Origin of the sequence: Sphingomonas adhaesiva (assembly GCF_036946125.1) — a bacterium.
GTDB classification, from domain to species: domain Bacteria; phylum Pseudomonadota; class Alphaproteobacteria; order Sphingomonadales; family Sphingomonadaceae; genus Sphingomonas; species Sphingomonas adhaesiva_A.
This window is the reverse complement of the sequence record NZ_JAQIJT010000002.1, coordinates 85329-98563: the sequence shown is the minus strand read 5'-3', so window position 1 is coordinate 98563 and position 13235 is coordinate 85329. Positions and strand designations below refer to the sequence as shown.

12 protein-coding genes and 1 other annotated feature are annotated in these 13235 nt (G+C 65.6%); of the genes, 9 read left to right on the top strand and 3 right to left on the bottom strand.

Annotated elements, in window-relative coordinates; translation table 11 throughout:
• Positions 1–23 precede the first annotated feature (23 nt).
• Positions 24–2216: a TonB-dependent receptor gene (locus tag PGN23_RS07005; protein ID WP_335302187.1), complete on the bottom strand. Its 2193-nt coding sequence runs from the start codon at positions 2214–2216 to the stop codon at positions 24–26.
• A 190-nt stretch (positions 2217–2406) separates the two neighbouring features.
• On the opposite strand from PGN23_RS07005, the gene PGN23_RS07000 reads away from it, so the two are divergent.
• From PGN23_RS07000 to PGN23_RS06970, 7 genes are all read left to right on the top strand, one after another.
• Complete coding sequence (locus PGN23_RS07000) at positions 2407–3252, top strand: HpcH/HpaI aldolase/citrate lyase family protein (protein ID WP_335302186.1); 846 nt, start codon at positions 2407–2409, stop codon at positions 3250–3252.
• A 29-nt stretch (positions 3253–3281) separates the two neighbouring features.
• Positions 3282–5645 (top strand): sodium:solute symporter, encoded by a 2364-nt coding sequence (locus tag PGN23_RS06995; RefSeq protein WP_335302185.1) that lies wholly within the window; start codon positions 3282–3284, stop codon positions 5643–5645.
• Positions 5646–5677: 32 nt separating this feature from the next.
• Entirely contained in the window at positions 5678–6523 is an 846-nt protein-coding gene (locus tag PGN23_RS06990) for a LysR family transcriptional regulator (RefSeq protein WP_335302184.1), read from the top strand.
• Positions 6520–8052 carry a carboxylesterase/lipase family protein gene (locus tag PGN23_RS06985; protein WP_335302183.1) on the top strand — a complete coding sequence of 511 codons (1533 nt, stop codon included), beginning with the start codon at positions 6520–6522 and terminating at the stop codon, positions 8050–8052. Before PGN23_RS06990 ends, PGN23_RS06985 begins: the two co-directional genes overlap by 4 nt.
• A 270-nt stretch (positions 8053–8322) precedes the next feature.
• On the top strand, positions 8323–8832 hold the full coding sequence (locus tag PGN23_RS06980; protein WP_335302182.1) for a DUF3489 domain-containing protein: 510 nt from the start codon (positions 8323–8325) through the stop codon (positions 8830–8832).
• Positions 8829–9242, top strand: coding sequence for a DUF2924 domain-containing protein (locus PGN23_RS06975; protein WP_335302181.1), 414 nt, complete (start codon positions 8829–8831; stop codon positions 9240–9242). The genes PGN23_RS06980 and PGN23_RS06975 overlap by 4 nt, the downstream gene beginning before the upstream one ends.
• The gene (locus PGN23_RS06970; RefSeq protein ID WP_335302180.1) at positions 9239–9547 is read left to right on the top strand and encodes a recombinase family protein; all 309 of its coding nucleotides are present in this window, start codon (positions 9239–9241) and stop codon (positions 9545–9547) included. Before PGN23_RS06975 ends, PGN23_RS06970 begins: the two co-directional genes overlap by 4 nt.
• On the opposite strand, the gene PGN23_RS06965 is transcribed toward PGN23_RS06970, so the two are convergent.
• Positions 9511–10742 (bottom strand): IS3 family transposase gene (locus PGN23_RS06965; protein ID WP_335302179.1). Its coding sequence is split into 2 segments (ribosomal slippage): positions 9511–10451 and positions 10451–10742, totalling 1233 coding nucleotides; the frame shifts between segments, so codons are not numbered across the junction. The two genes, PGN23_RS06970 and PGN23_RS06965, sit on opposite strands and share 37 nt — an antisense overlap.
• Positions 10342–10458: a sequence feature (AL1L pseudoknot), on the bottom strand. (Overlaps the previous gene by 117 nt.)
• On the opposite strand from PGN23_RS06965, the gene PGN23_RS06960 reads away from it, so the two are divergent.
• Entirely contained in the window at positions 10671–12248 is a 1578-nt protein-coding gene (locus tag PGN23_RS06960) for a recombinase family protein (protein ID WP_335302178.1), read from the top strand. The two genes, PGN23_RS06965 and PGN23_RS06960, sit on opposite strands and share 72 nt — an antisense overlap.
• Here the strand turns inward: PGN23_RS06960 and PGN23_RS06955 are convergent.
• Positions 12240–12437: a hypothetical protein gene (locus PGN23_RS06955; RefSeq protein WP_335302177.1), complete on the bottom strand. Its 198-nt coding sequence runs from the start codon at positions 12435–12437 to the stop codon at positions 12240–12242. The two genes, PGN23_RS06960 and PGN23_RS06955, sit on opposite strands and share 9 nt — an antisense overlap.
• Before the next feature lie 42 nt (positions 12438–12479).
• Here PGN23_RS06955 and PGN23_RS06950 point away from each other — a divergent pair, with 42 nt between their 5' ends.
• A complete protein-coding gene (locus tag PGN23_RS06950; RefSeq protein ID WP_335302176.1) occupies positions 12480–13031 on the top strand; it encodes a hypothetical protein in 552 nt (183 codons plus the stop codon).
• Positions 13032–13235 lie beyond the last annotated feature (204 nt).

The following is a 13235-nucleotide window of genomic DNA, read 5'->3' as shown; positions in this document are numbered from 1 at the left end:
CCCCGTCCCCTGTCGCGCGCCGGTCAGAAGTTGCTGCGCAGCGTCAGCGACACGGTGCGACCACGTCCAGCGAAATAGTTCTGGAAGAAGTCGATCTGCGAGAAGGCGAGGAAATAGTACTTGTTGAGCAGGTTCTCCGCCCCCAGCGACACCGTGCCGACGCCGTCGACGCGGTAGCGCGCGGTTAGGTCGAACAGCGTCCGGCCCGTGGTCCGCTCGCGCAGTGCGGTGCCTTCGTTGATCGTGCGCGTGAACGTCTTGTCCATCCCGAGCGACAGCGACGCGGCCTCGATCGGCGACCAGGTAATGGTCGTGTTCAGCTTGTCGGGCGCGATGTTGACGATGCCGAGCGTGACGTCGAGCGGCTCGACGACGTTGTTCGCGCGGCTCGTCTTGCCGTTGACGTGGCTGTAGACCGCGTTGACGCGCAGCGTGCTGGTCGGGCGGATCTCCGCGGTGGCATCCACGCCGGTGATGCGCACCGGGCGCCGGTTGAGCACGAAGTCGAGCGTCGTCGGATCGACGCTCAGCGTCGAGCCCAGTCGCGAGTAGGAGCGATAGTAGGACGCGCCGAAGCTGCCCCAGCTGCCGCGCCAGTTGACCCCTGCCTCCTTGTTCTCGAACACCACCGCCTGCAGGTCCAAGATGCCCTGCACCGACTGGCCCGGCTGATTGATGTTGCGCAGCGGGATGCCGACGTTGGGCAGGGTGAAGCCCTCGCTGTACGACGCGAAGGCCGAGAAGCCGCCGCCGATGCGCCAGATCGCGCCACCGTTGAACAGGTCGTTCTTGTACTTCAGCGTACCGCCGCTGACGAAGACGCGGTTACGAAAGTAGGTCGTGGTATAATCGTCGACCTTCACGCGACCGTCCTCGTGGCGCCAGCCGCCCGTCAGCGTCACGGGGCCGATGTCCCACGACAGCTGGGTATAGGGTCCGAAGCTTGTGTAGTTCATCGGCGGCACCCAGACGCGGTTGGTCAGCGCCAGCCGCTGCTCGGTCTGGTCGTGGACCACATCGATCCCGAAGCGCAGTTCCAGCCCCTCGATCAGGAAATTGGGCCGCGAATAGGAGGTGCGGACGCCGTACTTCTTTGAGAATACCTCCGACTGGTCAACCAGCGTGCCCAGCGGCGCAATCAGCGGGTCCTGCCGATCGGTGCCGTTCTCACCGGGGTAGCGCATCGACTGACGCGCCCAGTAAGCGGTCGCCACGAGCGTACCTCCGAACAGGTCGCTATGGCGATAGTTGATCGCGCTCTGCAGGAATTCGTTGAACTCCTCCCGGGTTACGTCCTGCCCGTTGACCAGCAACGGCCCCGGCTCCGACGTGTCCGGCAGACCAAGTGCGCGATTGCCGGCGACATAGTGATAATTGCCCTTGCTCGCGAGCTTGAAGTAGCTGCCCGTCACCTCCAGCCGCTGCACGTCGCCGCTGCCCAGGTCGGTGCCGGCCTTCAGGAAGACGTTCTTCTGCGTCGAATCCGCCAGCGAACTCGACGCGCTGAGACCGATACGACGCCCGCGCGCATCATACGTTGCGCCGCGGTCGACATAGGCCGCGGCCGCGAAGACATCCAGATCGTCGCCCTTGTACGACAGGTCGCCCTGCACCTTCCACACCGTGCTGTCGTCGCGGAACTGCCCGCCCAGGCGTCCCCCGACGTTCAGGTGCATACCCGGCTCGGTTGCGCGCTTTGTGATATAGTTGATGACGCCGCCTGCCGCGCCGATCCCCTCGGATGCGGACGCGCCGCCGATCACCTCGATCCGCTCGACGGTCGCCATGTCGGTGAAGGTCGCGTTGCGGCTGCCGTCGCGCAACGGCGTCGACTGCGGGATGCCGTCGAAGAGGTAGAGCGCTGTGCGCCCGCGTAGCGTCTCGCCAAGCGTGTTCAGCGTCTGATTTGACTCGGAATAGCCCGGCACCGTCTTGGCCAGCACCGCGGTGTTATCCTCGGTGATGGTCAGCGAGCGCTGCACCTCGGCCGGCGTGATGAGCGTGATCGCGCCCGGGATCTTGTCGACCGCCTTGGGGATGCGGTTGCCGGTGACGATCACGTCGGCACCGCTATTATTGTCATCGCCCGGCTCGATCGCGGCATCCTGCGCGGCGGTGCGCGGCGCCGGCTGCGGACCCGGCTGCTGCGCCCAGGCGCCAGTCCACGCTGCCGAAACCATCAGCACGCCCAGCGGCGCACGAAGCAACATCCCCATCGATCCCCTCCCGTTCCTATCTCTTTTGTTGAAGGCCTTCTACCGCGTGCGTCGAAGCGGATAAGACGCCTGAGGCTGCGTTCACACCGCAGTTTTTACGTGGTGTTACTATCTCCCTTGCGCCCCGTCAGACGTACAAGATAGTTTTCCTGCGCTTCGGTCGATCGATCCGACGGGGCGGGGAGGATCTTTGCGCAGCAAGCTGTTCGTGCCCGGGGGGCGTCCCGACTTTTTCGACAAGGCGCTCGGCGGCGATGCGGACGCGCTGTCGTTCGATCTGGAAGACGCGGTGCCACAGGATGGCAAGGCGGCGGCGCGTGCCCGTTTGGCCGAATATCTGGCGAGCGATGCGGTGCGCATGAGTACGAAGACCATCATCGTGCGGGTCAACGATCCCTCGTCCACCGCATTCGACGCGGACCTGGCGGCGCTGGCGGCGGCGCGCGTGGACATGCTGAACCTGCCCAAGATCAACGACGCGGACATGCTCCGTACCGCAGCCGCGCGTATCGCCAGAGCAATGGGCCGCGTGCCGTCCCTGCTGGTCAACATCGAGACGCCGAACGCGCTTGCCAGGGCAGCCGACATCGGCGCCGCGCACCAGGCGGTCGTCGGATTGCAGGTCGGACTGAACGACCTCTTCGCGACCCTCGGCATCACCCGCCGTGTGCGGGAGCATGTCCAGACGGCGCTATGGTCGATCCGGCTTGCCGCCGGGGAAGCCGGATGCTTCGCCTCCGACGGCGCTTGGCCCGACATCGCCGATAGCGAGGGGTTCATCGCCGAAGCCCAGCTGGCGCGCAGCCTGGGCTTTGTCGGCAAGAGCTGTATCCACCCCCGGCAGGTTGCGCTGGCGAACGCCGTCTTCGGGGTGGAGGCGCAGGCGCTCGAACGCGCGAGACGGCTCGTGGCCGCCGCGCGTGATGCGGCAGCGGCAGGACATGGTGCGTTCGCGTTTGAAGGCGCGATGGTCGACCGTCCCATCGTCGCGGAGGCGGAAGCGCTGCTCGCCCGCGCCAACCGCGGGGAGCGCTGACGATGCGCCGGATCACCGCCCTTTGTCTCATGTTGCTCGCTTTCGCATGGTCCCTTCCCGTCACCGCGGACACGGCCGCGACGACGGTACGACGGCAGGCGATCCCCGCCCCCGCCCTGCCGGGTGTGGGAACGCCGGTGCTGGTCACGCTCGACGCGCGGCCTGTCGCGATCCGTGGTGGCATGGCGGCGATCCTGCGCACGGATCGCAGCGGCTGGGACGTGCTCGCCACGACCGGGCTGGCCGGCGTTCGAGTAGGCGTCAGTGACGGCAGCCGGGCCGCGCTGCTGACGAAAGACGGTATCGCCCTCCTCTCACGCAACGGTTCGACCCTGACGACGCGGGGGCTGCCCCCGCTCCCGGTTGTCCTGACCGACGAGCAGGCGGCCTGGGCACCCGAGGGTCTGGTGGTCGCTGGTCGCGATGCGCGCGGCGCATCCCACCTCTTTCGTATGGCGCCTAATGGCGCCGGCTGGCGCGCGCTGCCGCCATGGCCCGACGGCGGCGCGCCGATCGCGCTGGCGGCGCGCGAGACCGCGCTGTTCGTCGCGCTGGCCGACCGGCAATGGCGCTGGACCGCCAAGCAGGGCTGGGTGGCGCGCGCCGCCGCTCCCGGACCGATCGTCGCGGGTTCCGCGCGCGCCATCGGACAGGCCTATCTTCTGGCTCTCGTCCGCACCGCCACCGGGACGGGCTGGTACAGCTACAGCGTCATCACGGACGCATGGGCGTCGCTGGGTTACGCCCTACCAGATGGCAGCGCGGTCGCTCCCGTCACCGACGGGATCATCGCCGTCACCGAGACGAACGGCCGCCTCACCGCCTCCACGGCGACGCTGGAGCTGAAGCGGCGTCCGCTCGGCTGGCTCGACTGGACCATCATCGGCACCTACCTCGCCGCGATGCTCACGATCGGCTTCCACTTCTGGCGGCGATCGCGGATGGGATCGACCAGCGAGTTCTTCCTGGGCAGCCGCGCCATCCCCTTCTGGGCCGCGGGCATCAGCATGTTCGCCACCAATACGAGCTCGATCAGCTACCTGGCGGTCCCCGCCAAGGCGTTCGACACCGACTGGCAGTATCTGATGTCGAAGATCGTGACGGTGGCCGCGCTGATCGCGGTCGCCTTTTGGGTCATTCCGCTGTTTCGACGTCTCAATCTGGTTTCGGTCTTCAGCTATCTGGAAACCCGGTTTCACCCCGTCATCCGGATGATCTCGTCGGCGCTTGCCATCCTGATGCACGTCGGCGGGCGCATGGGCGTGGTCCTCTTCCTTCCCGCGCTCGCGATCGGAACGATTACAGGCACCAATATCGTCCTGTGCATCCTCGTCATCGGCATCTGCACGATCGTCTATACCGCACTGGGCGGCATGAAGGCGGTGATCTGGACCGACGTGTTCCAGGTCGTCGTGCTGATGGCAGGCGCGCTGTTCACGATCGGGTTCATCGTCCACGCGATCGGCTTCACGCAGATCTACGACACCGCGATGCAATTCGACAAGACGAAGTTCGTGAACGTCAGCTTCGACTTCACCACGCCGACCCTCTGGGGGTTCATAATCCTCTACACCTTCGACACCATCCTCACCTTCCCCAAGGATCAGGTGCTGATGCAGCGAGTGCTCTCCACCCCGTCGGAGAAGGAAGCCAGCCGATCAGTGTGGTTCTTCGCCGCGGTGCTGCTGCCCGCGGGCCTGCTGTTCTACGTCATCGGTACTACGCTCTTCGCTTATTACCGCGCCAACCCCGGTCGCCTCGATCCGATGCTGCCGGTGGATGCGGTCTTCCCCAGTTTCATCGGCACCGAACTGCCGCACGGCGTCACCGGCATCATCATCGCCGGCCTATTCGCCGCCGCGATGGGCACGCTGTCGGGCACAATCAATTCGGTCGCCACCCTGCTGTCGGTCGATTTTTATGAGAAGCTGCGCCGCACGCCGCCGACCCAGAAGCAGGCGGTGCGCTTCGCCGAATGGATGACGGTGCTTACCGGCGTCGTGGGCGTCGCGATCGCGATCGTGCTGTCGCGGCTCGACGTGCATTCGCTGCTCGACCTGACCATTGAACTGTTCGGGCTGCTCGGCGGCAGCTGCGCCGGGGCCTACACGCTGGGCATGTTTACCACGCGCGCCAACTGGCAGGGAACCGCGATCGGCATCGCCGGCGCCTCGGTGCTGACGCTCGTGGCGTGGATCTTCGCGCTGGTGCACCCGTACTTCTATCTCGCCATCGCGATCGTCGCGTCGATCATAATCGGCTATATCGCCAGCCTGCTCTTCCCGCCGCCGTCGCGCGCGCAGATTGACGGGCTCACCATCTTCACCGGCGGCGGGCGCAAGGGCCGGGCGGATCTCGAACCGGAGCGCGTCGCATCGACATCCACTTCCTGAGGACGTTCGTCACCGTCGTCGATCAGGGATCGATGGCCGCCGCCGCCCGCGTCCTCAACATCAGCCCATCCGCCATCGCGCAGCAACTCCAAGCGCTCGAACGCGAGCTGGGCGTGCCGCTGATCGTCCGCGTCGGCCGGACGATGCGGATGACCGAACAGGGCGGCCGCGTGCTCTCGCACGTGCGTCAGCTGCTGCGCGATGCCGCCGACCTGAGGAGCATCGCGAACGACGATGCGTTGAGCGGCGAACTCCATTTGGGCGCGTGCACCACTCCGCTGATGGGAATGCTGCCGCAGATCCTGGTGCAGGTCAGCGCCCGTTTCCCTGACATCACCGTCCACATCGCCTCGGGCAATTCCGCGCAGCTCTACGGTCAGGTGGAAAGCGGCAATCTCGACGCCGCCTTCGTGCTGGAGGCGCCGTACCTGCTGCCCAAAACCTGCGATTGGCTTATGTTGCGCGAGGAGCCGCTGATCGTCCTGGCACCGGCGCGGCTGGCGCATCGCGACGCGCACGATCTGCTCGCAAACGAGCCCCTGATCCGCTACGATCGCAATCAGTGGGGCGGGCGCCACGCCGACGAATATCTGCGCCACGCCGGCATACGGCCGCACGAACGCTTCGAACTGAACGCGCTCAACGCCATCGCGGTGATGGTCGATCGCGGGCTTGGTGTCTCCATCGTCCCCGACTGGTCCCCGCCATGGCCGGAAGGCATCGACATCGTCCGCCTACCGCTGCCCACGCCGCAGATCGGTCGCCGCATCGGCGTGGTCTGGTCGCGCAGCACCATCCGCCTGCGACTGGTCAACGTCCTGCTGGCGGAGGCGACGGCCGCGGCGCGGGCGTCCTCTCATGCCACGCCTGCCGAATGAGCGACACCACGCGCCGCGCGGTGCTGACGGGCGCCATCGGTCTGACCGCCGGCGCCGCATGGGGTCGCACGAGAGGCATCACCGTGACGTGCGCCGCCGGGCGGTTCGTCGGAGAGCGCGATGACAGTGGCGTTAGCCGGTTCCTTGGAATTCGCTACGGGCGCGCCGCTCGATTCCAGGCGCCCGTGGCAGCTCCTCCAGCCCGGGATTTGGTCCGCGCCACGACCTACGGTGCTGTCTGCCCGCAGCGAACCGCCCGCGGACTACAGGCGGAGGATTGCCTGTCGCTCAACGTTTGGACGCCCGATCCGAGGTTTGGCGCGAAGCTGCCCGTCATGGTCTACATTCACGGCGGCGGGTACGCCTTCGGCAGCGGAAACGATGCGGTGTGCGATGGGCGACACCTGGCGTCGCGCGGCGTCTTGGTGGTCACGATCAATCATCGCCTCAACGCACTCGGCTATTTGTATCTCGCGCGGCTCGATCCGCGCTTCCCGAACAGTGGAAACGCAGGACAATTGGACCTGATCGTCGCCCTGCAGTGGATCCGAGCCAACATCGCCGCCTTCGGCGGTGACGCGGGCTGCGTCACGGTCTTCGGCGATTCCGGCGGGGGCGGCAAAGTCACCACGTTGATGGCGATGCCTGCAGCGACAGGCCTTTTCCAACGGGCGGCGACCATGAGCGGGCAGCAGGTCACGGCCTCAGGCCCGCTGCACGCCACCCGGCGCGCTAGAGCATATTGCACGAGACTAGAAGTGCCGGTTAGCGATCTGTCGACGCTCGCCCACATGCCTGTCGAGCGACTAATTGAGGCATTGGACATGGATGATCCGATTGCCGGCGGGCCCATTTACATGGGACCGGTGCTTGATCGTGGCCCCTTGCCGCGGCATCCATTCTGGCCCGATGCTCCACCATCTTCGGTGGGTATTCCGCTGCTTAGCGGTAGCGCGCACGACGAGACGCGCAGTTTCAGCGACCCAGAAAGCGCATTTGTACAAACGATGACATGGGCCAATGTCGGTGAACGCACAGCCCCCGAGCTTCCCGTCGACGCTGCGCCCGAATGGATCATTGCCGAGTATCGCAGACACCTTCCTGCCGCGAGCCCGGCCGACGTGTATTTTCTGGCGACCACGGCAGGACGAAGCTGGCGACCCCAACTTGAAGTGGCAGAAGCGCGCGTACGGGCGAGCGCGCCGACCTGGCTCTATCAGATTGACTTCGCCTCCCGAGCGGACCCGAGACGGGGCGCATTCCACTGCATCGACGTTCCGCTCCTGTTCGGGACGTTGAGTGCGCGCTCAGCTGGCACCGGCGACGACAATGTCACTCGGGGGGTGTCGCGAGCAGTTCAGGATATCTTCGTTTCGTTTGCTCGCGCTGGCGATCCCGGCTGGCCGCAGTACGAATTGCCGGGCAGAGCCACGATGATCGTAGACGAGAGTAATTCGTTAGAACATGATCCGCGCGGATGGCAGAGGCGGCTTTTTTCGTCCTATCCCTACCTCCAGCCTGGCAGCTGATGTCGTCAGCTATGCAATAATAAACGCTTTTGTTGTTCTCTGCGGAATTCGTCTGCGTCGCCGTTTATCGATGAATGAGATGCTGGAACATCCGGCACGAACAATCTTCCGCAATTGGGATGAACCGCTGGACTTAGCCTCGCACTGGAGCGACACGCTGCTCGACCCGTACCGCCTTTAAAGGAGTGCGGCACCCGGGCGACAGCGATCGCCGGGGCTGTGGGTGGTGCAGGCGGCGCTGGTGCCGCGCTGCGTCACGAAGGATCACCCATGACGCTCACCGACACGCAGACGCTCCTGCTGGCGCATGCCGCCCGCAATGAAGCCGGCAGCCTATACCCGCTCCCCTCCACCCTCAGCTCTGCCGCCGGCGCTGCTCGCTCCATCGTCGCGCTGGCCAAGCGCGGCCTCGCCGAAGAGCGTGCAGTTGTAGACGCCGGCCACACCGCCCGCACTGATGGCGACATCCGCTATGGCGTCTTTGCCACCGCAGCCGGGCTGGCGGCGATCGGCGTGTCCAGCGGTGCAGATGAGGATCTCGTCGGAGGGGGGGTGGCACCTCCGCCTCCCGCACCCGCACCGCGCGCAACCAAGACCAACACCGTGCTCTCGCTGCTTCAGCGCGATGACGGTGCCACGCTCGCCGATATCATCGCCGCCACCGGCTGGCTGCCACATACCACGCGCGCTGCGCTGACGGGACTGCGCCACAAAGGTCATCAGATCGAGCGGTTCAAGCATGACGGCGTAACGACCTACCGCATCGCGGGTGCGGCATGATCGAGGTCGCTGACGAGCTCGCCAGGCTGGCGACGCTGTCTCCGGCCGAGTTGCGCGAAACCTGGGTGAAGCTGTGTGGTGATCCCGTGCCAAACGTCAGCCCAAAGCTGCTGCGGCTGGCGCTCGGCTGGGAGGTGCAGGCGCGGCGCCTGGGTGGGCTGTCGCGCGAGACGGTGCGCACGCTCGACCAGCTCGCGCGCGGTGCGACGAAGACGGCACCCGCGAGTGCCGGCATGCGGCTGGTGCGTGAATGGCAGGGACGGCTGCATGTCGTGACCGTTGGTGAGGATCGTATCATCCGCTGGGATGAGCGCGAGTGGAAGAGCCTGTCGGAGGTCGCACGCGCGATTACCGGCACGCGCTGGTCGGGGCCTGCCTTCTTCGGGCTGAAGAAGAAGGTGGCGGCATGAAGACGGTCCGCTGCGCCATCTACACCCGCAAATCGTCGGATGAGGGGCTGGAGCAGAGCTTCAACAGCCTGGATGCGCAGCGCGAGGCATGCGCTGCCTACATCCTGAGCCAGGCTTCAGAGGGCTGGTCCGAGGTCAAGGAGGCATACGATGATGGCGGGATCTCGGGCGGCACGCTGGAGCGCCCTGCGCTGCAGCGGCTGCTCGCGGACGTCGCGGCAGGCCGGATTGAACCGCGCCGGGTTTGCCGGAGGCCGTTGGATGTGAGTCACGCCGCCATAGGGATGATGTCCGCGGCAGCATAGTATTGCTCTTCGGCTTCGGCGGGCGGGATGTTGCCGATAGGCTCGAGCAGCCGGCGATGATTGAACCAGTCCACCCATTCCAGCGTGGCGTACTCGACCGCCTCGAAGCTGCGCCAAGGGCCGCGGTGGTGGATCACCTCGGCCTTGTAGAGGCCGTTGATGGTTTCCGCCAAAGCGTTGTCGTAGCTGTCGCCGACGCTTCCGACCGACGGCTCGATGCCCGCTTCGGCCAGGCGCTCGGTGTACTTGATGGACACGTACTGGCTGCCGCGGTCGGAATGGTGGACGAGGCCGCCACCCCGCATCGGTCGTCGGTCATGTAGCGCCTGCTCGAGCGCATCCAGGACGAAGCCGGCATGTGCGCTCCGGCTGGCGCGCCAGCCAACGATCCGGCGAGCGTAGGTGTCGATGACGAAGGCGACGTAGACAAAGCCCGCCCAAGTCGCGACGTAGGTGAAGTCCGACACCCAGAGCATGTTCGGCGCCGGTGCACGGAACTGCCGGTTGACCCGGTCTAGCGGGCATGGCGCCGTCCGGTCGCTGACGGTGGTGCGGACCGGCTTGCCGCGGATCACGCCGGCCAGACCCATCGCCCGCATCAGGCGGGCAACGGTGCAGCGGGCGACGTCGAACCCTTCGCGCCGCAGCTGCCGCCAGACCTTGCGCACGCCGTAGACGCGAAAGTTCTGCTCGAACGCGCGGCGCACCTCCGGCCCAAGCGCATCGTCACGCTGAGCCCGAGCCGACCTTCTGGTCGGCTCAATCCTGCTCGCTACATGGGCATGGTAGGTGGATGGGGCGATCGGCAGGACCCGGCAGATCGGCTCGACCCCGTACACCTCGCGATGCGCGTCGATGAACGACACCATCACTTCGCTCGGCGGTCGAGCTCCGCCATCGCAAAATACGCCGACGCCTTGCGCAGGATCTCGTTGGCTTGGCGCAGTTCGCGGTTCTCCCGCTCCAGTGCCTTCATTCGGTCGACGACGTCGCTCGGCACCCCGGCGCGCATCCCGCTATCGACCTCGGCCTTCTTTACCCACTCGTGCAGCGTCTGCCCCGCACACCCGATCTTCGCCGCGATCGACACCACCGCGGCCCAACGCGACGCGTGATCCTTCTCATGGTCCAGCACCATCCGCACTGCACGCGCGCGCACCTCAGGAGAAAACTTGTTCGTCGTCTTGCTCGTCATAGCCCCTTCCTCTCAGGAGTTGGGGCCTCCGGCAAACCCGGCGCGGTTCAGATCGACATCATCGTCGTCTACAAGGTCGACCGCCTTACCCGCTCGCTGCTCGACTTCGCCAAACTCGTCGAGGCGTTCGATAAGGCGGGCACCAGCTTCGTCAGCATCACCCAGTCGTTCAACACCACCACCAGCATGGGTCGGCTGACGCTCAACATGCTGCTCTCGTTCGCGCAGTTCGAGCGCGAGGTCACCGCCGAGCGCATCCGCGACAAGATCGCCGCCTCCAAGGCCAGGGGCATGTGGATGGGTGGTGTGCCGCCATTGGGGTATAAACCCAACGGCCGTACGCTCGCGATCGTCGAGGTGGAAGCCGATCTCGTCCGCGAACTATTTGAACGCTACCTCAACGTAGGTGTGGTGCGGCAACTGGCGATCGGCTTGGAGCGCGACGGGATCAGAGTGCCTCGTCGTACCACGACCAGCGGCAAGCCGCTCGGCGGCGGCTGGTTCACGCGAGGTCAGCTGTATCAGATCCTGCGCAACCCGATCTACGCCGGGCAGATCGCGCATCGCGAGCTCCTCTATCCGGGCCAGCATGCCGCGATCATCGATGATGACACCTTTCGGCAGGCACAGGAGCTGCTCGCCAGCCACATCCAGGGCAGCCGCACCCGCGAACGCGCCTCGCAGCCGAGCCCGCTCGCAGGCAAGATCGTCGACGCTTCAGGCGAGCCGTTAATCGCAGTGCATGCGACCAAGGGAAACACGCGCTACCGCTACTACGTCAGCCGCGCGCTTCACCATGGCGAGAGCAACACTGGCCTGCGTGTCCCGGCACGCGAGATCGAGCAACTGGTCGCAGGCGAACTGGTGCGGCTACTTGCCGACCCGCTGGCGCTGGCTGCCACCGCGTGGCTCGACATCACGCCGGATCGGCTGGTCGCGCTTGGCGAGCGCTGTGCGGCCCTCACCCTCGCGCTGCAACGTCGCCAGGGTGGTGAGCTCATCCGGCTCGTTGAGAAGGTGGTCATCCGGGATAACGGTGTCGATGTGCTTTGCTCCGCCACTGGCATTGCAGCCGCCCTGGACACCCAACTGCCGGACGACGCGCCAGCGACGATCACGCTCTCCTCTACCGCGCGTATCACGCGATCCGGGCACACCGTTCGGCTCGTCCACAATGATGGCAGCACCGCCCTGCCCGCCCCAGACGCTTGTCTGATCCGACTGATCGTGCAGGCGCGGCGCTGGTGGGACACTTTGAGAAGCGGCGGTATCGGCGTCACCGAACTTGCACGGCAGGAAGGTGTGACGCGATCCTACCTGTGCCGGATCGTACGGCTTGCCTTCCTCTCGCCTGCGGTCGTTGAGGCAATCCTCGCCGGGCGGCAGCATGCCGGGCTCAGCGTCGCCGCGCTGATGCCCGCAGATGCCATTGCCGTTTCGTGGGAAGAGCAGACGAAGACGATGTTGCCGAGTGAGCGAACCAGCCGCTCCGTCAGCTCAAAGTGAGATACCCCGCCGCGCCATCTCGGTCCTCGCGATCGAACCCAGCGGCGTATCGGATCCGCGAGCGAATATGTCGGCGAGATCAAGCAGATCCTCGTCGTCCAGTGCGACGACGGAGGCCGTTATCCCGGCCAAAGCCATCGCAGATTCTGCGTTGCGGACAGCAATCCGCTTCGCCTTGAGTTTGAGCATGGAGGTCCTGCTACCGTTCGGTCGTACGAGCGTTTTCGTCAGATGCCACGCAAGCTCAAGGTCTTTCGAACGTCAATTGGTTTCCACGATGCCTATGTTGCAGCACCCAGCCAGAAGGCTGCTCTCACAGCGTGGGGAGCGACAGCAAACCTCTTCACTCGCGGCATGGCGGAAGAGGTGCTGGACCCCAAACTCATGGAGGAGCCGCTGTCCCGCCCCGGCGAGGTCATTCGTAAAGCTCGCGGCACCATGGCTGACCATCTCGCCGCGTTACCGGAGGCGCCAATAAAACCAGCCAAATTGCGTAGCAAGAATGCCGATCGTCGCACAGCGACACCTGCCGCAAAGAACAAGCGCAGGCCCGTTCCTCCGCCCAGCCGGAAGAAGCTTGATGCCGCCGTGGAGGCAGTGAGAGTGGCCGAACTCGCCTATGCGGAGCAGAGACGCGAACTGGAAGAGCGCGAAGCCGAAGTTCGCCGGGTCCGCCGTGCGCTTGAAGGCGAGCACGCGGGAAGAATGAAGGAACTCGAGGAGAGACGCGCCTCCGCGGAGGCGGACTACAGAAGCGCCATTGAGCAATGGAAGCAGACGTAAACCTGCGCTCTCCCCCAGAACCGAGTATCATCTACTTTTCTACGTGCGGGACAACATCGATCACTCAGTGGCATGGGGCTGCTGATGGGCCAGCCCCGACGTGGGCCTTGAATACACCGGCAGCAGGGCCATCTTCCATCGATCGTCAACAACGGAAAGGAGGTGGTCAGATGTCTCATTGTCATACGCCGGCATCGGCAACAG

Coding starts and splice junctions, on each gene's coding strand:
- PGN23_RS06985 (WP_335302183.1), top strand. CDS start 6,520: ATGAGCGACACCACGCGCCGCGCGGTGCTGACGGGCGCCATCGGTCTG.
- PGN23_RS06990 (WP_335302184.1), top strand. CDS start 5,678: ATGGCCGCCGCCGCCCGCGTCCTCAACATCAGCCCATCCGCCATCGCG.
- PGN23_RS06975 (WP_335302181.1), top strand. CDS start 8,829: ATGATCGAGGTCGCTGACGAGCTCGCCAGGCTGGCGACGCTGTCTCCG.
- PGN23_RS06970 (WP_335302180.1), top strand. CDS start 9,239: ATGAAGACGGTCCGCTGCGCCATCTACACCCGCAAATCGTCGGATGAG.
- PGN23_RS06955 (WP_335302177.1), bottom strand. CDS start 12,437: ATGCTCAAACTCAAGGCGAAGCGGATTGCTGTCCGCAACGCAGAATCT.
- PGN23_RS06980 (WP_335302182.1), top strand. CDS start 8,323: ATGACGCTCACCGACACGCAGACGCTCCTGCTGGCGCATGCCGCCCGC.
- PGN23_RS07005 (WP_335302187.1), bottom strand. CDS start 2,216: ATGGGGATGTTGCTTCGTGCGCCGCTGGGCGTGCTGATGGTTTCGGCA.
- PGN23_RS06950 (WP_335302176.1), top strand. CDS start 12,480: ATGCCACGCAAGCTCAAGGTCTTTCGAACGTCAATTGGTTTCCACGAT.
- PGN23_RS06995 (WP_335302185.1), top strand. CDS start 3,282: ATGTTGCTCGCTTTCGCATGGTCCCTTCCCGTCACCGCGGACACGGCC.
- PGN23_RS06960 (WP_335302178.1), top strand. CDS start 10,671: ATGGTCCAGCACCATCCGCACTGCACGCGCGCGCACCTCAGGAGAAAA.